25 protein-coding genes and 1 tRNA gene are annotated in these 26,003 nt (G+C 63.1%); 11 read left to right on the top strand and 15 right to left on the bottom strand.

What is annotated here, in order from left to right; translation table 11 throughout:
* Positions 1–9: 9 nt before the first annotated feature.
* From I8746_RS13910 to I8746_RS13900, 3 genes are all read left to right on the top strand, one after another.
* Entirely contained in the window at positions 10–1,440 is a 1,431-nt protein-coding gene (locus I8746_RS13910; protein ID WP_221100764.1) for an aldehyde dehydrogenase family protein, read from the top strand.
* 17 nt (positions 1,441–1,457) lie between these two features.
* The gene (locus I8746_RS13905) at positions 1,458–1,619 is read left to right on the top strand and encodes a hypothetical protein (protein ID WP_158249204.1); all 162 of its coding nucleotides are present in this window, start codon (positions 1,458–1,460) and stop codon (positions 1,617–1,619) included.
* Positions 1,620–2,018: 399 nt separating this feature from the next.
* The gene (locus I8746_RS13900) at positions 2,019–3,236 is read left to right on the top strand and encodes a DUF3422 domain-containing protein (RefSeq protein WP_119714157.1); all 1,218 of its coding nucleotides are present in this window, start codon (positions 2,019–2,021) and stop codon (positions 3,234–3,236) included.
* A 25-nt stretch (positions 3,237–3,261) separates the two neighbouring features.
* On the opposite strand, the gene I8746_RS13895 is transcribed toward I8746_RS13900, so the two are convergent.
* Genes I8746_RS13895 through I8746_RS13885 form a run of 3 tightly spaced genes read right to left on the bottom strand, consistent with a single transcriptional unit; the run spans position 3,262 to position 7,456 of the window.
* Positions 3,262–5,673 (bottom strand): DUF3772 domain-containing protein, encoded by a 2,412-nt coding sequence (locus I8746_RS13895; RefSeq protein WP_221100763.1) that lies wholly within the window; start codon positions 5,671–5,673, stop codon positions 3,262–3,264.
* A gap of 56 nt (positions 5,674–5,729) precedes the next feature.
* On the bottom strand, positions 5,730–6,782 hold the full coding sequence (ada, locus tag I8746_RS13890) for a bifunctional DNA-binding transcriptional regulator/O6-methylguanine-DNA methyltransferase Ada (RefSeq protein ID WP_012051167.1): 1,053 nt from the start codon (positions 6,780–6,782) through the stop codon (positions 5,730–5,732).
* Positions 6,783–6,829: 47 nt separating this feature from the next.
* Positions 6,830–7,456 carry a DNA-3-methyladenine glycosylase gene (locus I8746_RS13885; protein WP_041168291.1) on the bottom strand — a complete coding sequence of 209 codons (627 nt, stop codon included), beginning with the start codon at positions 7,454–7,456 and terminating at the stop codon, positions 6,830–6,832.
* 171 nt (positions 7,457–7,627) lie between these two features.
* Between I8746_RS13885 and I8746_RS13880 the strand changes: the two genes are divergently transcribed.
* Both I8746_RS13880 and I8746_RS13875 read left to right on the top strand, forming a co-directional pair.
* Complete coding sequence (locus I8746_RS13880; protein ID WP_047605086.1) at positions 7,628–8,143, top strand: sigma-70 family RNA polymerase sigma factor; 516 nt, start codon at positions 7,628–7,630, stop codon at positions 8,141–8,143.
* Positions 8,130–9,086 (top strand): FecR domain-containing protein, encoded by a 957-nt coding sequence (locus I8746_RS13875; protein WP_012051165.1) that lies wholly within the window; start codon positions 8,130–8,132, stop codon positions 9,084–9,086. The genes I8746_RS13880 and I8746_RS13875 overlap by 14 nt, the downstream gene beginning before the upstream one ends.
* Positions 9,087–9,093: 7 nt before the next feature.
* On the opposite strand, the gene I8746_RS13870 is transcribed toward I8746_RS13875, so the two are convergent.
* The 3 genes from I8746_RS13870 to I8746_RS13860 form a co-directional block, all read right to left on the bottom strand.
* A complete protein-coding gene (locus I8746_RS13870; protein ID WP_221100762.1) occupies positions 9,094–10,251 on the bottom strand; it encodes an MFS transporter in 1,158 nt (385 codons plus the stop codon).
* A gap of 83 nt (positions 10,252–10,334) precedes the next feature.
* The gene (locus I8746_RS13865) at positions 10,335–10,472 is read right to left on the bottom strand and encodes a hypothetical protein (protein ID WP_003247435.1); all 138 of its coding nucleotides are present in this window, start codon (positions 10,470–10,472) and stop codon (positions 10,335–10,337) included.
* A 103-nt stretch (positions 10,473–10,575) separates the two neighbouring features.
* Complete coding sequence (locus I8746_RS13860; protein ID WP_161774983.1) at positions 10,576–11,790, bottom strand: MFS transporter; 1,215 nt, start codon at positions 11,788–11,790, stop codon at positions 10,576–10,578.
* 193 nt (positions 11,791–11,983) lie between these two features.
* Between I8746_RS13860 and I8746_RS13855 the strand changes: the two genes are divergently transcribed.
* Together I8746_RS13855 and I8746_RS13850 are read left to right on the top strand one after the other, a co-directional pair.
* Positions 11,984–12,907, top strand: a complete 924-nt coding sequence (locus tag I8746_RS13855) for a FecR domain-containing protein (RefSeq protein ID WP_017148091.1) — start codon at positions 11,984–11,986, stop codon at positions 12,905–12,907.
* Between the two features lie 95 nt (positions 12,908–13,002).
* Positions 13,003–13,079 (top strand) — tRNA-Met (locus I8746_RS13850).
* 130 nt (positions 13,080–13,209) lie between these two features.
* Here I8746_RS13850 and I8746_RS13845 read toward each other — a convergent pair.
* Complete coding sequence (locus I8746_RS13845) at positions 13,210–13,824, bottom strand: LysE family translocator (RefSeq protein WP_012051161.1); 615 nt, start codon at positions 13,822–13,824, stop codon at positions 13,210–13,212.
* Between the two features lie 227 nt (positions 13,825–14,051).
* Here I8746_RS13845 and I8746_RS13840 point away from each other — a divergent pair, with 227 nt between their 5' ends.
* A complete protein-coding gene (locus tag I8746_RS13840; protein WP_012051160.1) occupies positions 14,052–14,969 on the top strand; it encodes a LysR substrate-binding domain-containing protein in 918 nt (305 codons plus the stop codon).
* On the opposite strand, the gene I8746_RS13835 is transcribed toward I8746_RS13840, so the two are convergent.
* The 3 genes from I8746_RS13835 to I8746_RS13825 form a co-directional block, all read right to left on the bottom strand.
* Positions 14,909–15,484: a D-Ala-D-Ala carboxypeptidase family metallohydrolase gene (locus I8746_RS13835; RefSeq protein ID WP_033725220.1), complete on the bottom strand. Its 576-nt coding sequence runs from the start codon at positions 15,482–15,484 to the stop codon at positions 14,909–14,911. The genes I8746_RS13840 and I8746_RS13835 overlap by 61 nt on opposite strands.
* 138 nt (positions 15,485–15,622) lie before the next feature.
* On the bottom strand, positions 15,623–16,078 hold the full coding sequence (gene rimI, locus I8746_RS13830) for a ribosomal protein S18-alanine N-acetyltransferase (RefSeq protein ID WP_004575708.1): 456 nt from the start codon (positions 16,076–16,078) through the stop codon (positions 15,623–15,625).
* The gene (locus I8746_RS13825; RefSeq protein WP_003247448.1) at positions 16,075–16,860 is read right to left on the bottom strand and encodes a hypothetical protein; all 786 of its coding nucleotides are present in this window, start codon (positions 16,858–16,860) and stop codon (positions 16,075–16,077) included. The genes rimI and I8746_RS13825 overlap by 4 nt, the downstream gene beginning before the upstream one ends.
* Before the next feature lie 238 nt (positions 16,861–17,098).
* Here I8746_RS13825 and mksB point away from each other — a divergent pair, with 238 nt between their 5' ends.
* The 3 genes from mksB to mksF are packed head-to-tail and all read left to right on the top strand — an operon-like array spanning position 17,099 to position 21,913.
* Positions 17,099–18,388 carry an Mks condensin complex protein MksB gene (gene mksB / locus I8746_RS13820; protein ID WP_003247449.1) on the top strand — a complete coding sequence of 430 codons (1,290 nt, stop codon included), beginning with the start codon at positions 17,099–17,101 and terminating at the stop codon, positions 18,386–18,388.
* Positions 18,378–19,085, top strand: a complete 708-nt coding sequence (gene mksE / locus I8746_RS13815; protein ID WP_003247452.1) for an Mks condensin complex protein MksE — start codon at positions 18,378–18,380, stop codon at positions 19,083–19,085. The genes mksB and mksE overlap by 11 nt, the downstream gene beginning before the upstream one ends.
* On the top strand, positions 19,082–21,913 hold the full coding sequence (mksF, locus tag I8746_RS13810; RefSeq protein ID WP_041168289.1) for an Mks condensin complex protein MksF: 2,832 nt from the start codon (positions 19,082–19,084) through the stop codon (positions 21,911–21,913). Before mksE ends, mksF begins: the two co-directional genes overlap by 4 nt.
* A gap of 257 nt (positions 21,914–22,170) precedes the next feature.
* Here the strand turns inward: mksF and I8746_RS13805 are convergent, their stop codons facing one another.
* The 5 genes from I8746_RS13805 to rplU all read right to left on the bottom strand — a co-directional run bounded on the left by I8746_RS13805 (position 22,171) and on the right by rplU (position 25,858).
* Complete coding sequence (locus tag I8746_RS13805; RefSeq protein ID WP_012051156.1) at positions 22,171–22,632, bottom strand: CreA family protein; 462 nt, start codon at positions 22,630–22,632, stop codon at positions 22,171–22,173.
* The gene (gene proB / locus I8746_RS13800; protein WP_003247458.1) at positions 22,629–23,747 is read right to left on the bottom strand and encodes a glutamate 5-kinase; all 1,119 of its coding nucleotides are present in this window, start codon (positions 23,745–23,747) and stop codon (positions 22,629–22,631) included. The genes I8746_RS13805 and proB overlap by 4 nt, the downstream gene beginning before the upstream one ends.
* A gap of 85 nt (positions 23,748–23,832) precedes the next feature.
* Entirely contained in the window at positions 23,833–25,059 is a 1,227-nt protein-coding gene (cgtA, locus tag I8746_RS13795) for an Obg family GTPase CgtA (protein ID WP_003247460.1), read from the bottom strand.
* Positions 25,060–25,247: 188 nt separating this feature from the next.
* Positions 25,248–25,505 (bottom strand): 50S ribosomal protein L27, encoded by a 258-nt coding sequence (gene rpmA, locus I8746_RS13790; RefSeq protein WP_003247464.1) that lies wholly within the window; start codon positions 25,503–25,505, stop codon positions 25,248–25,250.
* 38 nt (positions 25,506–25,543) lie between these two features.
* Positions 25,544–25,858, bottom strand: a complete 315-nt coding sequence (rplU, locus tag I8746_RS13785) for a 50S ribosomal protein L21 (protein ID WP_003247466.1) — start codon at positions 25,856–25,858, stop codon at positions 25,544–25,546.
* Between the last annotated feature and the right edge of the window lie 145 nt (positions 25,859–26,003).

Here is a 26,003-nt window from a genome sequence, read left to right as displayed (position 1 = left end):
AAACCGACCATGACCACTTCCCACTATATCGCCGGCCATTGGGTCGAAGGCCAAGGCAGCGACTGCATCAGTGTCAACGACCCTGCACTGGGGCAACCGTTCGCCGAGCTGATGGCCGCCAGCGTGAGCCAGGTCGACCAGGCCGTCGCCGCTGCCCGCAGCGCCCTGCCCGCCTGGAAAAGCACCTGCGCCAGTGAACGTGCCGCCTTCCTGCGTGGTTTTGCCGAACAGCTCGGGCAACGCCGTGAAGCGCTTGTCACCCTGCAGATGCGCAATAACGGCAAACCGCGTCACGAAGCGGAAATCGACCTGGATGACGCCATCGCTACCTTTGGCTATTACGCCGAGCTGGCCGAGCAACTGCCATCGAAAAACTGCACCGTGCCGCTGGCTGCGCCGGGTTTCACCGCCCGCACCCGCCTTGAACCGGTGGGCGTGGTCGGCCTGATCGTGCCGTGGAACTTCCCGTTGGTGACCAGCGCCTGGAAACTTGCTCCGGCCTTGGCCGCCGGTTGCACCGTGGTGCTCAAGCCTTCAGAGGTCACCCCGCTGATCGAGCAGGCCTACGGCCAGATCGCCGACGCCCTGGGCCTGCCCGCCGGGGTGCTGAACATCGTCAACGGCAAGGCCGAGACCGGCGCCGCACTGAGCAACCACAACGGCCTGGACAAGTTGTCCTTCACAGGTAGCAACAGCGTCGGCAGCCAGGTGATGCGCAGCGCTTCGGCGCAGTGCCGGCCGGTGACGCTGGAACTGGGCGGCAAGTCGGCCATCGTGGTGTTCGATGATTGCGATGTCGACCAGGCGGTGGAATGGATTGTTGCCGGCATCAGCTGGAACGCCGGCCAGATGTGTTCGGCCACATCGCGGCTGCTGGTGCAGGACGGCATTGCCGATGCACTGCTGCCGCGCTTGCAGGCGGCGCTGGAAAACCTGCGGGTGGGTAATCCTTTGACCGAAGAGGTCGACATGGGCCCGCTGACCAGCCAGGCGCAATGGCTGAAGGTGGCCAGCTACTTTGCCACGGCGCGGGAAGAAGGTTTGCAGTGCCTGGCTGGCGGCCATGCACTGGACCGTGAAGGCTGGTTCGTCAGCCCGACGCTGTATACCGATGTGCCGAAAGACAGCCGCCTGTGGACTGAGGAAATCTTTGGCCCGGTGCTCTGCGCACGGCGCTTTGCCAGCGAGGAACAGGCCATTGCCGAAGCCAATGACAGCCGCTTCGGGCTGGTCGCCACGGTGTGCTCCGCCGACCTGGAGCGCGCCGAGCGCGTGGCCGATGCGCTGGATGTTGGCCATGTGTGGATCAACTCGGTGCAGGCGGTGTTCGTCGAAACGTCCTGGGGGGGCACCAAGGGCAGCGGGATCGGCCGTGAGCTGGGGCCTTGGGGGTTGTCAGCCTATCAGTCGGTCAAGCATGTAACCCGCTGTCTGGGCTGATACCGCAAGGGGCCGGGTTGAAGCTTTTCACCGGTGTCAGTCGACAGGCAGCAACCTGCAGCTTCAACGGCGGCAATGCCTGGAAAGGCTTTGAAATCGAGGTGATTAATCATCAAACCGTGGGGCAAGGCGAAATCTATGGTTTTCCGGCCTCCTCGCGGGTAAGCCCCCACAGGTAATCCACAACACCTCAGCCCTGTGGTCATCTTGTGGGAGCGGGCATGCCCGCGAAGAAAACCAACGCGGTGGATGGCACCGGCTTTGCCGGTGTTCGCGGGTGAACCCGCTCCTACAACGGCCTGTGCTGTGTGTAGGAGCGGGTTTACCCGCGAATACGGTGGCGGCTGCGACGGTGAGCGGCGGGTGGAAATTGGCCAGCAGGGCCGGCCCTTTCGCGGGTGAACCCGCTCCTACAGGCCACCGCGAAGGCTTTTAAAATGTTGAGCGCCCACGAGCAGTTTCACCCGCGAAGAGGCCGGTACAGGTCATACAAACATTCCCCCGCGTGACTTTCTCCATTGCCCGCAAAGTCCCACTTCCTGGTACCCCCATAATCACAACACCAGGCCGGACCACCCATGCACCCTCAACGCACCGCCTTGCACAATGAACTGCACGCCCGTCCGTCACTTTATTTCGACGGCCCGGCGCATGTCTTCCACCTGGCCTTGCTCGGCGGCGATGCTGCCTGTACAGCATTGCTGCAGCGCTGCTGCCCTGATGTTTCGGACACCGGTGCCGCACAAGGCATCACTGCCATGGATGGCCACCCGTTCAAATGGGAGCGGCACACCGAGTTCTTCACGTTGACGCTGGTTGTGCCATGCACCACAGCCGATACCACATGGCAAACCCTGCCGCCGGTGCTGGCCGAGGCGATTGCGCCGCAGGTGGCGCAGGTGATCAATGCAGTGCAGGTGCTGGTACGTCACGAACAGGACCTGAACCTGGCCGATTACGGCTTCAAAGACCCGTGCGGCTCGTGCGTGGGTGGTGGCGATGCGGTGGTGTGGAGCGACTTCCGCCTGACCGAGGATGGCACCAACCGCTTCCTGTTCATCAACAGGCGCCTCAATGCCTACCGCCAGGGCCGCATGATCCGCCGCCTGCTGGAAATCGAGACGTACCGCATGATGGCTTCGCTGACCCTGAGCACGGCCAAGCAACTGAGCCAGGAACTGGATACTTTCGACAAGACCCTGGTCTGCCTCTCCGAGCGCAGTGCCGGGGTCGATGGCCATGATTCCAAGGGGCTGCTGGAAGCCATTGCCCACCTGTCACGTCAGGTTGTAAGCCGCACGGTAAAAACCCGTCACCGCTTTGGCGCCACCCAGGCCTACGCACAGCTGGTGTTCGAACGCCTGGGGGAGTTGCGGGAAAGCCATGTGGGCGACTGCCAGCGCCTTGGGGTATTCATCGAGCGCCGGTTCAAGCCGACCGTGCGTTACTGCGCAGCTACCGAGCAACGGCTGGAGCAGTTGGCGAAGAACGTGGCCAACCTGGGCGATTTGCTGCAGGCGCGGGTGCAAGTTGAGATGGAGGAGCAGAACGCCGAGATCTTGCGCAGCCTCAATGCCCGGGCAGATGCCCAGGTGAAAATCCAGCGAGCGGTGGAGGGGCTGTCGATCATCGCCATCACCTATTACCTGCTGAATCTGTTCAAGCTTTTGTATGGCGGGCTGAATGTACTGGGGTTGGGACTGACGGCGCGCGATGGCTTGATGGCCATGGCGCCGCCAGTCCTGCTGGTGCTGCTGGTGATACTGCTGCGTATCAGGCAGGCCAAACAGCATTGAGTTGGGGGGCCTTGCCCCCCGATGCCTACACCGACTCGTCAGCCGGCCGCGCACCTTCCTGCACCAGCACCATGCTCTGCGGCGAAGACAGTGGAATGCCTTCATCACGCAACCGGCCAAGAATGGTGAACAGCAGGTCGCTGCGGGTGCCCGATACCTGCCGCGGCCCAGCCACATAGCCACTCACACCGATCACCATACCGCTGGCCGTCAGGTCCTTGAACGACACCGAGGTAGCTGGCGCATCCAGAATCGCCTCGTGCTCATGGTAAGCCGCCAGCAGCAGCTCACGCACACGGTTGGCATCGGTCTCCAGCGGCAGTGTCAGGGTAATGCTGACCACGCCCAGCGCGTTGCCCATGGTCACGTTGCGCACGTTCTGCGAGATGAACTGCGAGTTGGGCACGATCACCGTGGAACGGTCAGACATCTGGATCTCGGTGGCGCGGACATTGATGCGGCGGATATCACCCTCGACACCCGCCAGGCTGACCCAGTCGCCGACCTTCACCGGGCGCTCGGTCAGCAGAATCAGGCCGGAAATGAAGTTCTGCACGATCTGCTGCAAACCGAAACCGATACCGACCGACAGGGCACTGACCACCCAGGTCAGGCTGGTGAGGTTGATACGCAAGGTCGACATCACCAGCATGGCCAGGAACAGGAAACCCAGGTAACCCACCAGGGTTACCAGCGAGGCCCGCATGCCGGCGTCCATCTCGGTTTCCGGCAGCAGGCGGTCGCTCAGCCAGCGCTTGACCACACGGATGGCGAACAGGCCGCCGAGGAAGATGGCCAAGGCCAGCAGGATGTCCTGCGGCACGATGTTCAGGTTACCGAGCAGCTTGCCGCCGGTCCCATCCCAGTCGCCCAGACTCAACAGCAATTCGCTAGGGCTGGTGCCCGACGGCATCAACACCAGCAACAGTGCCAGGAACAGCACGACCGTGCGGCCGATGCCGGCCAGTATGGTACTGGCCTGGGCCTGGTGGCGAGGGGCCAGGCCCAGGGTCGACGCCAGAGCCAGGCCACCGGGCTGGCGGGGTGACAGCAGGGTTTCGCACAGGTCGCCGAAGAAGGTGGTCAGCAAGTAGGCACAGGTGATCACCAGGCTGACCCACAACAGCTTGGCGGTGAGGAAATAGGCGAGTGTCAGGTAGCCGGTGAGCAGCGCCAGCAGGATCAACGTCAGCCAGATGACCATCACGAACGGGATCAGCCCGGCCAGGCCCGTCGGGCGCTCCAGGCCATGCTTGCGCAGGGTGCGGCGGTAACACAGCAGCGCGCCAGCAAAGGTGAGCGCCACCACCAGCGCGGTCAGCCCGTTGACGGCCACCGTCAGGGCCAGGCTGGCGCCGATCACGCTGTTCATGCGCTCCATGGTCATCATGACCATCAGTGCCAATGCCAGCACCTTCGGGAACCAGCCCAGCGCACTGGCGACTTCGTCGTGGATCGCCGGCAACCGCCAGGACGGACGCTGCAGCATCAGCATGGCGCGGCCCAGGCCGGTGATGAAGGCACTGAACACCACCAGGGTGAGAATGTGATTGGTCAGGCTGGCGATATCCGAACCCAAGCGTGCATTGCTTTCCAGCCCCCAGCGCAGCAACGACACCGAGCCGGCGATGGTGCCCAGGGTTGCCAGGCTAACGCCCAGAGCCAAGGCGCTGCGGCGCAGGCGGCCCTCCGGCAGCCAGTGAACCATTGCACTGGCCAGCAAGCGTTCAAGCACGCGCCGCACCAACGTCCACACCAGAATCGCCGCCACCAGGCTGGCAACGAACAGCCAGCGGTTTTCGGCGCTGAAGGCGCTGCTGATGGCATCGGCCGCCTCGCCGCGCAGGTCACGCAGGCGCGCCACGTCGTCCTGGGTGGGGCGGATGATGCTCTGCCAGAAGGCTGGGCTCAGCGGCGAGGCTGCACGGCTGGTGATTTGCGAGTTGAACTGACTGCGGCGCAGGTTGACGATTTGCGTGGACAGGTCACGGGCCGACTGGGTCAGCTTGGTGGCCTGATCCTGCTGGGCTACCAGCGCCTTTTTCTCGGCCTCCAGCGCTTTGCGCTGCTGCGTCAGGGTAGCAGCCTCGTCCGGCTGGGCCGGGCCGATGACCTTCAGCTGGTCGTCGAGTTTTCCCACATCGGCAGTGCGCTGTGTACTCAGTGCATCAGCTTGACGCTGAACCTGCATCGCGCCCAGGCGCAGTTGCGACAGCACGTCGTCGTTGGCCTCGCTGGTGACGCCTTGGCGGATCAGGTCCAAGCGGTCACTCAGCTGTTCGAGGCTGGCGTTTTCGTCCAGTGCGGGCGCTTCGGCAGCCGCCAAGTTGGACAATGGCGTGGCCGGGGCCGACCAGGCCGGGCTGACAAGCAACAGCATCAGGGCCAGCAGGGCAATCAGACCTGGGCAATAACGGGCAAGGCTGACACGCCTCATCGAATATTCCTCTTTGCAATTCGATTTGGCGGGGGATTCTACGCGGCTTCGGGCCGTCAGGAGAGTGCCGTTTCTCGCTTCAGCAATTGCTGTTTGCGCTCCACGCCCCAGCGGTAACCGCTGATGTCGCCATCCCGGCGCACTACGCGGTGGCAAGGGATGGCCACGGCAATACGGTTGGCCGCGCAGGCCATGGCTACCGCCCGTACGGCCTTGGGGGCGCCAATGCGCTCGGCGATGTCGGTATAGCTGACCCGGCTGCCGGCCGGCACCTCACGCAGCGCCTGCCACACCCGCTCCTGAAACGCGGTGCCTTGTACATCCAGCGGCAGAGCCAGGCCCAAGGCGGGCGCTTCGACGAAACCGATCACTTCGGCCACCCTCTGTTCGTAGGCGCTGTCGCCGCCAATCAGGTGGGCCTTGGGGAACTGATCCTGCAGCTCGTGTAACAAGCTCTCGGGGTCGTCGCCCAGCAGAATCGCGCAGATGCCCTTGTCGCTCTGGGCGACCAGTATTGCACCCAGCGAGCACTGCCCGAGGGCGAAGTGAATGGTTGCCCCGGCACCGCCGGCGCGGTATTGCCGGGGACGCATGCCCAGGCGCTGGTCGGCGCTTTCGTAGAAGCGGCTGTTGGAGTTGTAGCCGGCGTTGTAAATAGCATCGGTGACAGAGTGCTGGCCGTCTTCCAGGTGCGCACGCAGGCGCCGGGCCCGGAAGGCCGTGGCGTAGGCTTTGGGCGTAACCCCGGTTTCGGCCTTGAACAGCCGATGCAGGTGGAAGGGGCTGATGGCCAGACGTGCACTGAGTTGCTCGAGGCTTGGCGCGGGGTCGCTGGTTTCGATCAAGCGGCAGGCGTGGGTAACCAGCTGGCTGTGGCGGGTGGCGCTGGCCTTGCTGATACAGCGTTTGCAAGCACGGTAGCCGGCAGCCTCGGCGGCTGCGGCAGTGTCGTAGAACTCGACGTTCATGCGCTTGGCCTGGCGTGATTTGCAGCCGGGGTGGCAGTAGACGCCGGTGGTACGTACGGCGTAGACAAAGTGGCCTGTGGCGGCAGTGTCGCGGCTCTCTACGGCTTGCCAGCGTTGGTCGGGGGTGGTGTAGGGGTTCATCTTTGTTTCCCGGATATGTTGTTGCCTGTACGGGCGATGCAAAAACCTCAGGCCCGCCACAGGTACCAGGCCGCCACGGTACGAAACGGCCGCCAGGCGCCGCCCAGCGAACGCATTTGCGCCGGTGTCGGCGCCGTCTCCAGCCCTTTGAGCCGCCGATACCCCTCGCGCACGCCAAAATCGTCCACCGGCAAAATGTCAGAACGGCCCAGGCTATAGATCAGCAGCATCTCCACCGTCCACCGCCCTACCCCACGCAGCGCCACCAGGCGTTCGATCAACGCCTCGTCAGCCATGGTTAACGCCTGCTCCCGCGTCGGTACCAAGCCCTCCAGGGTGGCTTGAGCAATGCCCTGGACCGTCACCAGCTTGCTCGCCGAAAAGCCGCAGGCACGCAGGGTTTCCGGGGATACCGCCAGCAACTGCTCTGGCTGCGGAAAATCATCTGCCGGGAACAGCGCCAGCAAACGCCCCAGGATCGCCTCGGCGGCGCGGGCGTGCAGTTGCTGGTAGGCAATCGCCCGCACCAATGCCTCATAAGGCTCACGTCGCGGCGTAGCCTGGTGCAGGCAGGGCCCGATCGCTGCGATATGCCGCGACCAGTCCGGGTCAAGTGCCGCCAGGTGTTGCGTGGCCTCGTGATAGGCCTCAGGCGAAAGGTCGGCCAGCATCATGGCACCTCCATCAAGTCGATTGCAGGTCCAGCTTAGCGCAGCCGTTCATCGGGCAAACGCCGGTTCTTGCGCAGCTAATCTTTGGCATGCCATTGCTCGGCGCCATCTTCCCCGCATAGAATTGAGAACTATTCACAATCGCACACATCACTGGACTGGGCCTTCTCTACGATGCAGATCAACGACACGCTCAAGCCCACCGAGGTCGCTCTGCTCTACCAGTCTCACCATGCCTGGTTGCGCGGCTGGTTACGCAGCCGGGTCGGTTGCAGTGAACATGCCGCAGACCTGGCCCAGGATACCTTCGTGCGGTTGTTGCGCGCCCGCCAGGTGTCGCCGCTCAAAGAACCGCGCGCCTACCTCAGCAGCATCGCCCGTGGCTTGATGATCGACCAGTTCCGCCGCCGCGCGCTGGAGCGGGCCTACCAGGAAAGCCTGGCTCACCTGCCCGAAGCAGAAGTGCCCAGCGAAGAGGATAAGCTTGTCATCCTCGATAGCCTTGAACGCCTCGACCGCGCCTTGCACCAGTTGAAACCGCGCGTCCGCCAAGCGTTCCTGCTGGCCCAGCTAGACGGTTTGAGCATCGTGCAGGTTGCCCAACGTCTGGAGGTGTCCAGGGCCACCGTTGAGCGCGATCTGGCGAAGGCCCTGGGCGTCTGCTACCGGTTGCGCTATGCCGATGCCTGATGGTACGCCCGCTCAGGCGCAGGTCGATCAGGCCATCGACTGGCTGGTGAAGCTGCGTTTCGACACCCCTAGCCCGCGCACCGAGCAGCAGTTTCAACACTGGCTGGCCAGCCACCCACACAACCGCCTGGCCTGGCAGCGGGTCAGTCATCTGGGCGATGAACTGGCCGGGCTGCCCAAGGACCTGAGCCGGCGCACCCTGGACGCTAGCCAGCACCCCAAAGCCAGCCGCAGGGACCACCTGAAGTTGCTGGGGCTGTTGGCCGTGGGCGGCAGCCTGGGCTGGGCCGCGCGCGAACCGCTGGGCCTGCCACAACTGCTGGCCGACACCAGCACCGCCACCGGTGAACGGCGCCAATGGCAAGGCAGTGACGGCAGCCGCATCCAGCTCAACACTGCCAGTGCCATCGACTTGCACTACAGTGCGGAACAACGCCAGCTGAAACTGATCCATGGCGAGGTCAGCCTGGACAGCAACCCCAACGACAACCGCCCATTCCACGTCGCCACCCCTGTCGGCCCGCTGACCACCTTCGATGGCCAGCTGTTGCTGCGCGAAAACAGCCAGGGCCTGCTGCTGTCGGTGCGGCGTGGTGAAGTCACGCTGTTCCCTGCCTCGGCGTCAGCGAGGCAGGTGCTGCCCGGTGAAACCTTGCAAGTCAGCGCCAACGGCAGCATTCAGGCCAGAACACTGCACAACGACCCCTGGGGTTGGACCGAAGGTGTACTCAGCGTGCAGCAGATGCCGCTTGCCGAGTTTGTCAGCGAACTCGGCCGCTATCGACCGGGCCTGTTGCGCTGCGCTCCAGAAGTGGCAGGCTTGAAGGTTTCCGGCACCTATCAGCTGGATGACACCGGGCAAATCCTGCAACTGCTCACCCGCAGCCTACCCGTGCGGGTCGAGTACCGAACGCGCTATTGGGTCAGCATCGGCGCGGCGTAAAGGGGTATCACTGCGCCACAGCCCGCATCCGCCCACGGCGCCGGTATGACTGCCTGGCAAAGCACACGAACAGCCCGGCCATCAGGGCCAGCGCCATGGGCAAACCGTGGGGCGCGACATTCATGGCCGCCCCACTGACCAGCGGCCCGACCAGGCTGCCTACACCCCAGAGCAAGCCCACACTGGCATTGGCAGTGACCAGGTCCTGGCCCTTGAAGCGCTGCCCGATCAGCACCAGCGCCAAGGTATAGATGCCCCCCGCCACCGCGCCCAGCACCACCAGCAGCGGCCACAGCAGCCAGGTCAGATTCAGCAGCCAAGGCAAACCGATGCCGATCACCATCGCCACCAGCCCGCACACCAGGTGCAACCCTGTGCGCTCAACCCGGTCGGCCAGCCAGCCCAGCGGCAGCTGGAACAGCATGTCGCCGGCAAACACCACCGTCACCATCAACGCTGCCACGCCAACGGCAAAGCCATGGCTGGTGGCGTACACCGGCAGCAGCGACAGCACCACGGCATCGAAGAACGAGAAGAACAGCACCGCCATGCACAACGCCGGTGCCACCCGGAAGAACCCGGCCAGGCCGAAGCTTTTTTCGCCCTCTTCGTGCTCGACATGGTCGTTGGGCACCGTCAGCACAATGCACAGCAACGCCAGCGCATAACAGACCGTGACGACACCCGTGATCCACGGGCTATCGGCGCCCAACACTGCCAGCATGGCCGGGCCCAGCACCTGAAAGCCCGTAAAGCTGGTGGCGTACAGGGCCATGATCTTGCCGCGGTTATGTTCGGGGCACAGTTCGTTGACCCACGACTCGCCGAGGATGATGGCGATCCCCATGCCAAGCCCCAGGCCCAGGCGCAGCAACGCCAGCAGCCACAACGAGCCGAACGCGGACTCGAGCAAGGCGATGCTGACCGTGCACAGGCTGAAACACAGCAGATAGATAGTGCGCCGGGTGAGATGGCGGCAGCAGACGTCGACCAGAAAAGCAGAGAGCATCATGCCGGCGGCAGGGATGGCCGAGATGATGCCGATTTCCAGGGTGCTCGCCCCCGCTTCATGCAGGCGCAACGACACCAGCGGCAAGCTGGCCCCCAAACTGAAACCCACGACAGAAACGGCGAACAACAAGCCCGCCAATAAACGCATGTTCATGTACCACTCCTGGCAAACCGAAAAGACGTGCAGAAACAGGCGCGCACGCCGAGACGGCGAGCGACGCTAAAGCGCAGATCCGTTCAGGCGAGGTGTGGTGAGAAGGTGAAGGCAAACAGCACGCTGCGGCGGCGCTTGAGCACCGTGTCACTCGGCCATGCACGACGCAGTGCCTGGAAGGCAGGCTGGCGGGCGTGTGGGAGGGACTGGGTACGGCGCATTGCTTTGGCTACTACGCAGGTGATTGAAAAAAGAGGCGGCACTCTAGCCACCTCCGGGGGGCTCGTCAATTGCCCAGGGGCCTCTGCCAGGCCCCCGGCGCGTTCAGCGTTTACCTGTACTTGGCAGAAACACCGCCAACAACCCGAACAATGGCAGGAACGAGCACAAGCCGTACACATACTCGATACCACGCAGGTCTGCTACGTACCCCAACAGCGCAGCGCCAATGCCACCAAAGCCGAACATCAGGCCGAAGAAGATCCCGGCGATCATGCCCACGCTGCCCGGCACCAGTTCCTGCGCATACACCACGATCGCGGAAAACGCAGAAGCCAGGATAAAGCCGATCACCACGCTCAGCACCGTGGTCCAGAACAAGTCGGCATACGGCAGCGCCAGCGTGAACGGCGCCACGCCCAGTATTGAAAACCAGATGACTGCCTTGCGCCCGATACGGTCACCGATCGGCCCGCCAAAGAAGGTGCCCGCCGCCACTGCGCCGAGGAACAGGAACAGGTGCAGCTGCGAGCTGGCCACCGACACGCCGAACTTCTCGATCAGGTAAAAGGTGAAGTAGCTGGTGAAGCTGGCCATGTAAAAGTACTTGGAGAACACCAGCAGGCCCAGCACGATCAGCGCCGCAAATACCCGATTGCGCGAAATGCCGTGGGTGGCCTGCACCGCCTTTCGCGCCTTGGCCTGATTGAGGTGCTCCTTGTACCAGCCGCGCAGCATCAGGGTAACGCCGAGGAAGAACAGCCCGGCCAGGCCGAACCAGGCCACATGGGTCTGGCCGAACGGAATGACGATGGCCGCTGCCAACAGCGGGCCCAGAGCGGAGCCGGTGTTGCCACCGACCTGGAAGGTCGACTGGGCCAGGCCGAAGCGCCCGCCCGAAGCCAGCCGTGCAATACGCGAGGTTTCCGGGTGGAAGGTCGACGAGCCAATGCCCACCAGCGCCGACGCCAGCAGGATCATCGGGAAACTGCCAACGAAGGCCAGCATCACGATCCCCACCAACGTGCACAGGGTGCCTAGCGGCAACAGATTTGGCGTGGGCCGGCGGTCGGTGAAGAAGCCGACCCAAGGCTGCAATAACGAGGCGGTGATCTGGAACGTGAGCGTGATCATGCCGATCTGGGCGAAGCTCAGGTCGTAGTTGGCCTTGAGCATCGGGTAGATCGCCGGCAGCACCGACTGGATCAGGTCGTTGATCAAATGCGCCAAGGCGCAGAAACCGATGATGCGCATCACCATCGGCGAGGCTTGGCTTGCCGCTGCCGGGGTGGATGCGGTGGAGGCACTACTGGTGGCCATTTGCCTGAATCTCCATCCTCTGGTTTGGGATCCGATTATCAGGAATCAAATAGATACATAGCTACCTTTTTTATCCCCCTGTCGCCACGTACTTGAAAATGGTTCTCAATATAATTAGCATCCTCTGCCAATGACTCCTGTCATCGTTAGGCCAAACGGCCCCTATCGTGAGCAGACCGCCCCCATGAGCCCGATGTCCGCCAAGCAGCTGCAGCCCGATCCACAACAGGAAGCGCTGGCGTGGTTTTCGTTGTTGCGCCAGCCCGGTTGCGACGAAACGCAGCGCCAGGCATTTGCAGCCTGGTGCCAGGTACAAGAGAACGCCCACGCCTACGCCGAGCTGGAGACGTTCTGGCAACAGCTGCAACCCGCACCTGCCCGCCCTCGCCCACGGCATGTCACTGTCCGTCGCAGTCACCTGGGTAAAGGGTTGGCGCTTGTGTTCTTGCTAGGGTTAGGCGCTGCTGCTTACCTGTACTGGCCGCTGATACAGCGTCTGGCCAGCGAGCTGCACACCGACGTGGGAGAGCGCCGCAGCATACGCTTGGCGGATGGCACGACATTGAACCTGGACAGCGCCAGCGCGATGAACGTCGACCTGCGCGGCCGCACCCGCCAACTGCACCTGGTGCAGGGCCAGGTGCATATGGAAGTCGTGCTCGACGGGCGGGCCATGGACGTGGAAGTGGGCAACGCACGCATCCAGGTATACGGCACTCGCTTGCAGATAGCCCGCCATGCAGGGCGTGACGAACTCGTGGTATTCAGTGGCAAGGCCATGGTCACCCAGGGGGGTGAGCAGCGAATGGTCTCGGCAGGTGAGCGGGTAACCTTCGATGACACACGCATCGACCCGGTGCGGAAGGCTGATCTGAAAACCGCTGACAGTTGGCGCAACGGCCGCCTTAAAGCCACAGACATGCCATTGAGGCAGGTGCTGGAGCGCCTTGCCGGTTACCAAGGGCAGCGTCTGTGGATGATGGATGAACACGTGGCTCATCGCCGTGTGAGCGGCGATTTCAACCTCGACCGGCCTGGCCAAAGCCTGCAATCCCTGGCTGCAGCCCAGCAGCTGCAGTTGCTGGGTGTGCTCGGGCACTGGCTTGTGGTGCGCTAAAACCGGGGCTGGCCGCTAAGTTTTTGAAAGCGTGCAAATTTTTTTTGAAATGAGTGTTGACAGAGGGGGCGTTCAAGAGAATAATGCGCGCCATCGGCTACATAGCTCAGTTGGTTAGAGCATAGCATTCATAATGCTGGGGTCCGGGGTTCAAGTCCCTGTGTAGCCACCAAACAAGACGAAGGGCTTACCGCAAGGTAAGCCCTTTTTCTTTGCCTGCGAAAAAGTTGCTGGGGCCCGCGCTAACCCATCCAGCAGCAGCCGGGCGCCGAACCACAGGTTTCGGCGCTGCTATCGTCGCCTCAACGTATTCCGGTCACCGCCACAGCCAGGCCAAGCCCGATCAATGCCAGACCAATGGCCCGGTCCACCAGCACTTGCCGCTCGATCATCGCCCTGCGCAATGCCGTACTGGAGAAAAATACCGCCACGAGGCTGAACCATAGCCAATGGGCAACGGACATGAACGCACCGTAGGCGAAGTTCAGCGCCAGCGGGCTGCCAGGCTGCACTACCTGGGTGAAGGCACTGATGACAAACAGCATGGTCTTGGGGTTGAGGGCGTTGGTCAAAAAGCCGGTGCGCAGCGCTTGCAGTACGCTGGCAGCAGACTGGCCAACCCCGTCCAGGTTGATACGTTGCGTGTTGGTCAATGACTTGTACCCGAGGTAGATCAGGTAGCCCGCACCCAGCACTTTCATGACGAAGAACAGCGCCGGGCTCTGGCTGATGATTACGGCAATGCCCAACACCGTGTACAACACATGCACCTGCACCCCCAGTGCGATACCTATGGCGGCCGCCAGCCCGGCCTTGCGCCCCTGCGCATAACTGCTGCGGGTGACCATGGCGAAATCGGCGCCAGGGCTGATGACGGCGAGCAAGGTGAACAGGGCGACGGCGATGAGTTCGGTCATGCTGAGGGCTCTCGATAGGCGATGGAAATGCACAGACCGCCGATTATCGAGCGCTTACGGATGCGGAAAAATCGATTTATGCTGAGATGAATCTGTTAGTTTTATTCACAGATATGTACAGCCTGCCTCGGCCTCTTCGCGGGTAAACCCGCTCCTACAGGAGAATATGTGGCCATGTAGGAGCGGGTTTACCCGCGAAGAGGCCGGCACAGCTGAACAGGGATATCATGAAACTGCCGCCACTCAACGCCTTCCGCTACTTCGACATCGCCGCCCAGACCGAGAGCTTCGTGCGCGCCGCCGAACACTTGCACGTCACTCACGGCGCGGTCAGCCGCCAAATACGCCTGCTGGAAGAAAGCCTTGGCGTGGAACTGTTCGAACGCCGCAACAGGGCCATTTTCCTCACCCCTGCCGGCCGCGCCCTGCATGGCACCACCCAGGCGATCTTCGAGCAACTGGAAGGCGCCGTGCAGCGCTTGCAGCACCAGGTCCGCGACAATGTGCTTGTGCTGTCCTGCGAGCCGACCATCGCCATGCGCTGGCTGATCCCGCGCCTGCCGCGCTTCCATGCCACCCATCCCGACCTGCAGTTACACCTGGTGGCTGCCGGCGGGCCGCTGGACTTCGCCCGCAGTGGGGTCGACATGGCCATCCGCCGTGACGACTTCCACTGGAATAACCAGCTGTTCAACCAGAAGGTCTGCGATGAATGGATCGGCCCGGTGTGCCACCCCGCCGCCAGCGCCAGACTCGATGGCCAACGGCTGCTGCACAGCACCACACGCCCTGCTGCCTGGCCCACCTGGCTGCGCCTGAGCGGCCAACAGGCGCGGCACTGCGAACGCAGCGACTACGAGCATTTCTACCTGTCGATCCAGGCCGCCAACGCCGGCCTGGGCCTGGCCATGGCCTCAGCCCTGATGGTGTGCGACGAACTCGACAGCGGGCAGTTGCAGGCACCGTACGGTTTTGTGCGCGATGGCTCGGCCTACCACCTGCTTAGCCCACAGCCTCTGGCCGACAGCGGCAAGTGCCAGCGCTTCGCAGAGTGGCTAATGGACGAATGCCGGGGTTGCCTGGCTCATTTGGGTTTGACGCAGAACGACGACCCCGCACTGCCATCGCCGCCCCAGGTGCGATAGCCGGCGGTATCCACATGAATGCGGCCTGATGGGTAGCGGCCCAGGCCCATGTTCCAGGCTTGGCCGTGCTGCTGCCAGAAACGGCACAGCGGATTGGGATCGGCCCAGGCCGGCAGCAGTATATCGACGGCGAACGCGCGGGTATGCGCACTGTTGGCTGCCCCGCCCGCACAGGCGTTCAGGCGCGGCTCACGGTAAGCCGAAACCACCTCGAACTGGCGCAGGATGCCTTGATCGTCGAGTGCCCTGATCAACGCGAGGGTCGAGCGTACAGCCGCCCAATTGCCGGGGGGCGGTACAGCGAAAGGCGATGCGTGGCACAGTTTCCAGTCCGAAGCCGAGCGCAGCAACTGGTGAATTGGCACTACACCGTAAAGCCGGGCATCTACCAGCATTTCACGGAAAGGGCGGGTTTGATGATCACCCGCCCACTGGGCGAACATCCACACGTCGCGCTCGTCAGCGTGGGCAACGCTCGCTAAACACAAGCCCGCTGCCAAAAGCAGTTTTCTCATTCTTCATCCGTCCCTGCAGAGAACAAAGCCTGCGCTCCCACCGGAACTCATACTAGTTCAACGCGCAACCGTTACTGCAGCGTCAGCGGGTGGCCGAAGCAGAGGGGTGCCTGCGTGACGGGGTAAGCCGCTGGAAAGTCAGTCTTCAAACAGGGTACAGGCCATCACCAGGGCGTCTTCACGGCCGCCGGCGATCGGATAATAGTCGCGGCGGCGGCCAATTTCGTTGAAACCGTAACGCTCGTATAAACGATAGGCCGACTGGTTGCTGGCGCGCACTTCCAGAAAGCATTCGCGGCCATTGAGCTGATAGGCCCGGGCCATGAGGTGCTCGAGTAGGCGCAGGCCCAGGCCGCAGCCTTGGTTTTCCGGTTTTACGGTGATGTTGAGCAGGTGCGCTTCATCGATGATCACATTGATCACACCATGGCCCACTTGCTGCTGGCCATCGAACATCAGCCAGACTTCGTACGACTTGAGCGCATCCTGAAAGATTCCACGGGTCCAGGGATGACTGAATGCGGCATATTCGATCTTAAGTACGGCATCCAGATCCGCCTCGGTCATCGGGCGGAAGCTGATCGAGTCACTCATTCAACGCTCTTCCAGCGCGCCATCAGCTGGCGCATGGCTTTCCAGACGTCCGCCTTGCGTTGCGGCTCGTCCATCAACAGTTCAAGGCCCGGCAATGCCCAGGCGTCGCCCAGGCTGTCGAGCGTCAGGGTTTGGTAATAGGCGTCGGCGTCGACATTGGCGGCAAAACGCAGTGCCGGCAGGCCGACCAGCCACAGACAGGTACACGGGGCGTCTTCCAGGCGCGCCTGAACGAAGCCCTGGACGAAATCGCGCGCAGCCTCCGGCCCCTGGTCCATGTTGCCGCGCACCAGCAGTGGCCAGCGTACCGGCTCGCCGATGATCTGCGGGGCGTCGGGCAGGCCGGCGGCGCGCAGCATGTCCTTGAGCAGCAGATAGGAGGGATCGCGGCTCTGGAACGGCTGACCGGTGGCCAGTTCAACCAGCAGCAGGCAACTGCCGGCGCGCAACAACTGCAGCGAGAAGCGCGGTGGCGGCACCGGTGCCGGGCGCGGAGCAGCGGGCTGCTCTTGTGCCTCGGCAGGCTTGACGGCGGGTTTTGCCACACTGCCCGGGCGCGGGATCTCGATTTTCGGCCGCTCGCCGGAGCGGGCCTGGGGGGTGACAGGCGCTTCGTTGGTTACCGATGCCGGCCTGACCTCGAAATCGATGTCCTCGACTGGCACAACCGGCAGCAGCAGCTCGGGCCGCGACGGTGCGGCGAACGGCAGCTCGGCGCGCGGCAGCCAGTGCACCACTTGCATGGCGGAAAGGTAGGCGCGGCGACGGGGTTCGGTCAGCAAGGGGCGGATATCCGAGGGGGTGAAGGCAATTGGGCATTCTAACGTGTACGCCGTGGTTTTTGCAGCGCCTATCAGACCGAGCGCCGCGCGGGCGGCGCTCGATCTCACGAGTGCCACTAGAACAACGACATACACCCACAAACCTAAAGGTTATCTCTCATTACAGACCAAGGGGTAAAAACCACCCCCGCGAATGCAGTACAATCGCCCCCTTTTTCTTGGCAACGAGTCGAAGCCAATGATCGAACCCAAGCGCGTCCTGCGCGCCCTAGCCGAACACTGGGCCCTGATCGAGCCGCTGTGCGAGCGTTTCGACCAGGGCACCCTGAGCCTGGTCGAACTGCGCCAGCATGTGGCCCGCCAGCAGCTCGAAAGCACCCCGCAGGACATCACCCAGCTACTCGACGTGTGGATCCGCCTGGATATCCTGGTCCCGGTGGCCAAGAGCCCGAACCGTTTCGAGCTCAACGCGCAGATCCACGACTTCCTCGCCTACCTGCGCCGCGAACACCGGCTGGGCCTGTGCCTGGAGATCGAAGCCTACTTGCGCCACCTGGAGCGCCTGGCCGGGCACATCCAGGATGCCTTCGACAACCGCGACAGCGACGACCTGGCACGCCAGCTGCGCCTGCTCGACATGCGTGTGCGCGATGTGCTGAAAAAGCTCGACAACGACGAGCAGGCACTGGTGGCCGTGGCCGAACGGGCCAAGACCAGCAACCGCCAGATTCCGCTGCGCCAGCGTTATGCCGAAGTGCTGGCCACCTGGGACGAATACGTCGAGCCGATGATCCAGCTGGTCAACGCCGACGGCGCCTTCGAGCAGGGTGTACGCAAGGTCGAGACCGTGCTGCTGAAACTGCTGGGCGAACAGGCGCGCCTGGGCCACCTGGTCGACGACGACATGCTGCTGCGCACCCACGCGCGCATTCTGGAAATGCAGACCAGCGCCCAGTTGACCCTGCGCCACGCCCGCGAACTGCTGCTGCCGCTGCGCGAAGAAGCCCGCCGCCACAACGCCGTGACCCGCGGCGCTGCACTGGCCCTGTCGGTGATCCGGCGCAAGGGCATCGATGCCGTGCCGCAGGCGGCCATGCCGATGTTCACCCGCCCGCAAAGCACCTTCCTTGGCAGTGCCAGCCAGGTCGAGGCCTACGTTTACGCACTGGCCCGCTTCGAGCCCAAACCGGCGCGCTTCCCCAAAGCCCACAAGACCCAGTCCGGCGCCCTGCCCCGTGCCCCGCGCACGGTCAAGGAAATGGCCGAACGCTGCGAACAGGCCCTGCCACTGCCCGACTTGATGGTCTGGCTGCTGGAGCAGGAGCCCGAAGGCGCCACCGACGAGCTGCTGTACTGGTTCTCGCGCCTGTCGCGGGAAAAGCGCTTCAAGCGCGAACGCCTCGACCGCCGCGAATACACCACTCAGGAACATTTGGTCAGCCTGCATTCGTTCGCCCTGACCTCCAGCCGCGAAGACGCCCCTAGCGCGCCTACCGAACCCAACGCGAGCCCAGCCCATGCATCTTGATCTTTCCGAACTGTCCCAGCTCGCGCCGATCTTCCGCGAGCTGTTCAAAGGCTTCCACGTCAGCCGGCGCGACCCTGAGCTGTACGCCCAGCTGTCGAACTTCCAGGACCAGTACCGCACCCTGTTCAAGGCCTTGGGCTTCGAACTGGTGTGCGATACCCGTGGTTTCTACTACTTCGTACCGGACATGACCGCCGCGCAGGTCAACAAGACCGCGCAGCGCCTGTCGCTGTTCACCTTCATCCTGGTCGAGCACCTTGCTGACCAGGGCCGCGACCCGATGGCCGTGCTCGATGGCGGCAGCATCGGGCGCGACGAACTGCCCTCGCTGCTGGACAAGTACCGCGACCTGTTCCTGCAGGCCGAAGTGCAGACCGTGGACGAGCTGGAAGAAAAAATCCTGCGGCGCATGACCCAACTCGGCTTCGCCCATGAGGAAGGCGGCATCTATCGCTTCCTGCCGCCCATGCATCGCTTCCTCGATGTGTGCCTTTCGGTGCAGCAGGACCGCGACCTGGCCGCCACCCTGCACAGCGCCCTGCCGCTGCCGACCCCGGTACTGGTCGAGGAAGAAAGCGCCGAAGAACTCAACCGTACCGACGACCCGCTCGACCTCACGCCTTTCCAGGGCGAGGAAAGCGAAGAGGACGCCTTGGCCCGGGCCATCCGCGAAGAGCAACAGGAGATTGACGCATGAGCCAGGAACGCTACGGCATCCGCCGCTTCGCATTGCTCAACACCGCCGGCTACAGCCTTGGCCTGTTCCCGCTGGAGCACCCGCTGTCGGTATACGGCGCCAACAACCTGGGTAAATCGGCTTCGATCAATGCCCTGCAGTTCCCGATCCTGGCACGTATGTCGGACATGAGTTTCGGCAAGTACAGCCTTGAGCAATCGCGCCGCTTCTACTTCGCCAGCGACACGTCGTACATTCTTTGCGAACTGAGCCTGCCCCACGGCACGCACGTGATTGGTGTGGTAGGGCGCGGCCCGGGTGGCGGTTTCGGCCACCAGTTCTTCGCCTACAAGGGCGAACTGGACCTGGCCCACTACCAGAAGAACGACACCTGCCTGCGTCAGAAAGAGCTGTTCACCAACCTTGAACGCCTGGGGATCAAGGCTTACGAACTGAAGCCGGACGAACTGCGCCGGCTGCTGGTGGGCGGACACACTTCGGTGCCGCTGGACCTGACCATGATCCCGCTGCGCTCCACCAGCGAGCAAAGCCTGAAAACCTTCCGCGCGCTGTTCATCAACCTGCTGCACATGCGTGAGATCACCGCCGCCAAGCTCAAGCAGCTGTTCCTCGACGCCTTCGAGCACAGCCTGCGCTCGGGCAGCGTCGACTACATCGCTGCGTGCGAGGAAGCCTTCCGCGACGTACGCCGCATGGAGCAGGACTACAACGCCCTGGTGGCTGCCGGCCCGTTGGTCGAGGCCCTGGCCGGTGGCGTGGCCCAGCGCGACATCCTGCGTGGCAAGCTGCACCGCATTTCGCCTGTGCTCGACACCCTGCTGGGCACCTGGCAGGAATACGCCATGGCGCGCAAGGAAGAGCTGGTCATCCAGTCCGAGCACTACCGTGGCGAGCAGGACCGCCTGCAGAACGACCAGCGTGGCGGCACCCAGGAGCTGATGCGCCTGGAGCGTGAAATTACCGGTATCCAGCGCTGGCTAGGCGAGCTGTCGGTGCTCAAGCACCGCTTTGCGCTGGTCGATGACGTCAAGGTACTGGAGCAGCAACTGCTGGCAGCCAAAGACGCCCACGACGAGCTGGCCGGCGCGCTGGCCCAGTCACGGCAGTTCAGTGCCGAAGACCTCGACGAGCGCGTACGCGACCTGGAAAAACGCCTGAAGCAGGTCAAGCAGCAGCTGGACCACGCTGACAACAACAGCTATGCCCGCCTGCGCGAAGAGTTCTCGCAGCAGGACGTCGACCGCCTGATGCGCCTGTTCAACGGCGCGCTGTTCAGCCTGCCGCTGGGCGACCGCGGCATCGAGCTGGACGACAGCGACCTGTGGGTAAAATCGCTGGAAGCGGTGCTGGACGGCTTCAAGGGCGAGCGCTTCGAGGCCCCGGGCCTGGCCATCGACCTGACCCACATCGACCCACCGGCCCTGCAGGCCCTGGCCGACCGCGCCGCCCTGCGCGACCAGAAAGAGCGCCTGGAAAAAGAACTCAAGCAGCTCAAGACCCAGCAGGCCGTGGCCGCCGACCGCTCCGCGTCCAAAGCGCAGACCGAAACCCTGTACCAGGAAGTGCTGGACGCGCAGAAGGCGCTGGAAGACTTCCGCCGTAGCCAAACCCTCACCGCCGAAGAACCCGAGAAGCTGGAACAGCTCTCGCAGCTGGAAGCGGCCCAGGACGAACTCAAGCGCTCCAGCGACGCCTTCACCGAGCGCGTCCAGCAGCTGTCAGCCAAGTTGCAACTGGTTGGCCGCCAGCTCGGCGACCTCGAGTCCAAGCAGCGCACCCTGGAAGACGCCCTGCGCCGTCGCCAGCTGCTGCCGGCCGACCTGCCCTACGGCACGCCATACATGGAAGCCATCGACGACTCGATGGACAACCTGCTGCCGCTGCTCAATGACTACCAGGACAGCTGGCAAAGCCTGCAGCGGGTGGACAACCAGATCGAGGCGCTGTACGCCCAGGTGCGCCTCAAAGGCGTGGCCAAGTTCGACAGCGAAGACGACATGGAACGCCGCCTGCAACTGCTGGTGAACGCCTACGCGCACCGTACCGACGAAGCCCTGACCTTGGCCAAGGCACGCCGCGCTGCGGTCACCGACATCGCCCGAACCCTGCGCAACATCCGCAGCGACTACGACAGCCTTGAGCACCAGCTGGCCCTGTTCAACCGCGAGATCAACAAGCGCCAGGTGTCCAACCTGGAAAGCTTCCGTGTGGTACTGGCGCCGAACAAGGAAGCGCTCAAGCACATCGACCAGATTATCCACAGTGCCGGCCAGTACGAAGAAGGCGAAACCCTGTCGGTCTTCGACCTGACCCAGAGTGCAGACCAGGACAACAAGAACGAAGAGGCCAAGGAGTACCTGGCACGGCTGGTGGCGGCCAACCACAACCAGCTGGGCCTGAAGGACCTGTTCGAACTGGCGTTCGAGATCACCAAGGTCAATGGCCAGCCGATCATCCACGCCGACATCGACGGTGCGGCGTCCAACGGCACCACCATGACCATCAAGGCGCTGACCAACATGTACCTGTTGCTGCACCTGATGGACCGTGACCTGGCCGGGCGCATTCGCCTGCCGTACTACCTGGACGAAGCGGCAGACATCGACGAACGCAACCAGGCGGCACTGCTGGAGACCAGCCAGCAACTGGGCTTCGTACCGATCCTGGCGAGTGTGAAACCACAGGTCTCGGCGCACGTTGCGATCGACCTGGAAGGTGGCAGCGGGCCGAACGGCATCTACATCGACGAGGCGGACTGGAAGTTCATCAGCCGGCTGGATGAAGTGAAGGCGGTTGTGCGTGAGGATCAGGCCGAGGAGCTGGCCTGAGATAGCCGGGGCCGCGTTGCGGCCCATTCGCGGGTAAACCCGCTCCTACGGCGGCCTGTGTCCAGTCACCGATGCGTACGACGGCCTGCGCCCAACCACCGATGCGTGTGTAGGAGCGGGTTTACCCGCGAATACGGTGGCGACGGCAACGGTGAACGGCGGGTGGAAATTGGTCAGCAGGCCCGGCCCTTTCGCGGGTGGACCCGCGCCTACGACGGCCCGCGCCCAACCACCGATGCGTATGTAGGAGCGGGCTATCAATGAGCCCAAGGCAGGATCGGAATGGCAGTCACCGCATTCTGCGGGCTGCCTTCGATCATGCGGTCGCTGTACACCAGGTACACCAGCGTGTTGCGCTTCTTGTCGAGAAAGCGCACCACCTGCATGGTCTTGAACACCAGCGAGGTGCGTTCCTTGAACACTTCCTCGCCATCTTTGAGCTCACCCTTGAAGTTGATCGGCCCGACCTGACGACAGGCAATCGATGCCTCCGCCCGGTCCTCGGCCAGCCCCAAGCCCCCCTTCACGCCGCCCGTCTTGGCACGTGACAGGTAGCACGTCACGCCCTCAACCTTAGGGTCATCGAACGCCTCGACCACAATGCGGTCGTTCGGCCCGAGGAACTTGAACACGGTGGACACCTGGCCGACCTCTTCGGCGCCAGCCAACAACGGCAGCACGCACGCAGCCACCGCGATTACGCTCTTCAGCAGGCTCATACCAGCACCAGGTTGTCGCGGTGTACAAGTTCCGGCTCGGCGCTGTAGCCAAGGATCGACTCGATGGCTTCGGACGACTGACCAATGATCTTCTGCGCCTCCAGGGCGCTGTAGTTGGCCAGGCCGCGAGCCACTTCAACACCGTCCGGGCCGACGCACACCACCATCTCGCCACGACGGAAGCTGCCCTGCACAGTCTTCACGCCAACCGGCAGCAAGCTCTTGTTGGCCTGACGCAGCGCTTGCACGGCACCAGCATCCAGCACCAGGGTGCCACGGGTTTGCAGATGACCGGCCAACCACTGCTTGCGCGCCGCGAGCATGCCGCGCTCAGGGGACAGCAAGGTGCCCAGGCGCTCGCCCGCCTTCAGACGGTCCAGCACACGCTCGATGCGGCCACCGATAATGATGGTGTGGGCACCGGAACGGGCAGCCAGGCGCGCCGCACGCAGCTTGGTCTGCATGCCGCCACGGCCCAGGGCACCACCGGTACCACCGGCCACGGCATCCAGCGAGGGATCGTCGGCACGGGCTTCGTAGATCAACTGCGCCTCGGGGTTGTTGCGCGGGTCGGCATCGAACATACCATCGCGGTCGGTGAGGATCACCAGCAGGTCGGCCTCGACCAGGTTGGCCACCAGCGCCGCCAGGGTGTCGTTGTCGCCAAAGCGGATCTCGTCGGTGACCACGGTGTCGTTTTCGTTGATCACCGGCACCACACCCAGATCGACCAAGGTGCGCAGGGTGCTGCGGGCATTCAGGTAACGCTTGCGGTCGGACAGGTCGTCATGGGTCAGCAGGATTTGCGCGGTGTGCTTCCCGTGCTCCCCGAAGCTCGACTCCCAGGCCTGCACCAGGCGCATCTGGCCGAGCGAGGCAGCCGCCTGCAGCTCGTTCATCGCACTCGGTCGCTTGGTCCAGCCCAGCTGGCTCATGCCGGCAGCCACGGCCCCGGAGGAGACCAGTACCAACTCCACGCCTGCCTCACGCAGCGCGACCATCTGCTCGACCCAAACGGCCATTGCACCGCGGTCGAGGCCCTTGCCATCGGCGGTCAGCAGAGCACTGCCAATCTTAACGACCCAGCGCTTGGCGCCCGTCACCTTGCTTCGCATCTTCTTCCAACCTATGTCGAATCTGTAGATACCGTGGATACAAAAACGCCGCTCCAGAGAGCGGCGTTTAGTGTACTGCAACCGATCAGTCGCGCACGTAAATGATTTCCGGACCGTCTTCGTCGTCCTCGAAATCATCGTCCCAACCGTCATCGTCGCCAATGTCGTGCACGCTCTTGACGCCGGTACGGCGCAGGGTACGGGCGTCGTCCAGGGCCTGCAGCTGGGCACGGGCTTCGTCTTCGATACGCTGGTCGAGGTCGGCCAGCTCTTCGGCGTAGGCCGGGTCGTTGGCCAGGCGGTCGGCGCGGTCTTCAAGGTAGCGCATCAGGTCGTGGCTGAGCTTGTCGGTGCCCTGCTTGGAAATAGCCGAGATCACGTAGACCGGGCCTTCCCACTCCAGACGATCGATCACTTCCTGCACACGCTCGTCACGCTCGTCGTCCATGACCATATCGGCCTTGTTCAGCACCAGCCAGCGCTCACGCTCGGCCAGCGACGGGCTGAAGCGGGTCAGCTCGTTGACGATGACTTCGGCGGCATCGGCCGGGCTGCTTTCGTCCAGCGGCGCGATGTCCACCAGGTGCAGCAGCACGCGAGTACGCGCCAGGTGCTTGAGGAAGCGAATACCCAGACCGGCACCTTCAGAGGCGCCTTCGATCAGGCCGGGGATGTCGGCGATGACGAAGCTCTTCCAGCGGTCGACGCTGACCACGCCCAGGTTTGGCACCAGGGTAGTGAACGGGTAGTCGGCGACTTTCGGCTTGGCGGCCGAGACCGAACGGATGAAGGTACTCTTGCCAGCGTTCGGCAAGCCCAGCAGGCCGACGTCGGCCAACACCTTCATTTCCATCTTCAGGTCACGCTGCTCACCCGGTTTGCCTGGGGTGGTCTGGCGCGGTGCACGGTTGGTGCTCGACTTGAAACGGGTGTTGCCCAGCCCGTGCCAGCCACCTTGCGCGACCATCAGCTTCTGGCCGGGGGTAACCAGGTCACCGATCACTTCCTGTGTGGAAGCATCGATCACGGTGGTGCCGACCGGCACGCGCAGGAACAGGTCTTCACCCTTCTTGCCGGTGCAGTCGGTGCTACCGCCGTTGGAGCCACGCTGGGCTTCATGGTGACGGGTGTAGCGGTAGTCGACCAGGGTGTTCAGGTTTTCGTCGGCAATCATGTACACCGAGCCACCGTCACCGCCGTCACCGCCGTTAGGGCCGCCGTTCTCGATGAACTTCTCGCGACGGAAGCTCATGCAACCGTTGCCACCGTCACCGGCCTTGACCCGAATGGATACTTCGTCAACAAACTTCATTAAAACCGCCTCTCGTCGGTAGACGAGCTGAATGACTCAAAAACATGAGGCTCTTGCAAAAATGAGCGCGGCGGCCCCGTACGACCGTAGAAACCAACGCCGGCAACCCAGACAAACAGCTTTGCAAGAGGCTCACCACAAACGAAAAAGCCCCGTCGCATGACGGGGCTTCTGGAGCGACGTCGCGATTAAGCGGCGACGATGCTCACGTAACGGCGCATGAACTCGCCTTTCTTCTCGAACTTGATCACGCCTTCGATCTTGGCGAACAAGGTGTGGTCCTTGCCCATGCCAACGCCGTAGCCAGCGTGGAATTCGGTACCGCGCTGACGGACGATGATGTTGCCTGGCTTGATAACCTGGCCGCCATACATCTTCACGCCAAGGCGTTTAGATTCTGAGTCGCGACCGTTACGAGTACTACCACCAGCCTTCTTGTGAGCCATGGTTCAATTCTCCAAATAAATTCAGGGGATCTAGGGGATTAAGCCTGGATGCCGGTGATTTTGATCTCGGTGAACCACTGGCGGTGGCCCATACGCTTCATGTGGTGCTTACGACGACGGAACTTGATGATGCGAACCTTGTCGTGGCGGCCTTGCGAAACGACTTCGGCCACTACTTTAGCGCCAGCAACAACTGGAGCACCGATGGTGACTTCTTCACCGTTGGCGACCAGCAGAACGCGATCGAAGGTCACGGATTCGCCAGTGGCGACTTCCAGTTTTTCGATCTTGAGGAATTCACCTTCAGCGACTTTGTACTGCTTGCCGCCGGTAACGATTACTGCGTAAGACATGGTATTTCTCCGATAATCCTGCTCACCCAGCGCTTTATATGATGAGTATTGGCTGGCATGGCTGCACAGGGCTGGAACGGCCCGGCGCAATTGCGTAAGGCAGGTGCTGCCCAGGAAGTTAGGGTGCGCGATTGTACGCAACCGC

The organism is Pseudomonas sp. USTB-Z, from assembly GCF_019691255.1.
Classification (GTDB): domain Bacteria; phylum Pseudomonadota; class Gammaproteobacteria; order Pseudomonadales; family Pseudomonadaceae; genus Aquipseudomonas; species Aquipseudomonas alloputida.
The sequence above is the reverse complement of the archived record's forward strand: the minus strand, read 5'-3'. Positions and strand labels throughout refer to the sequence as shown.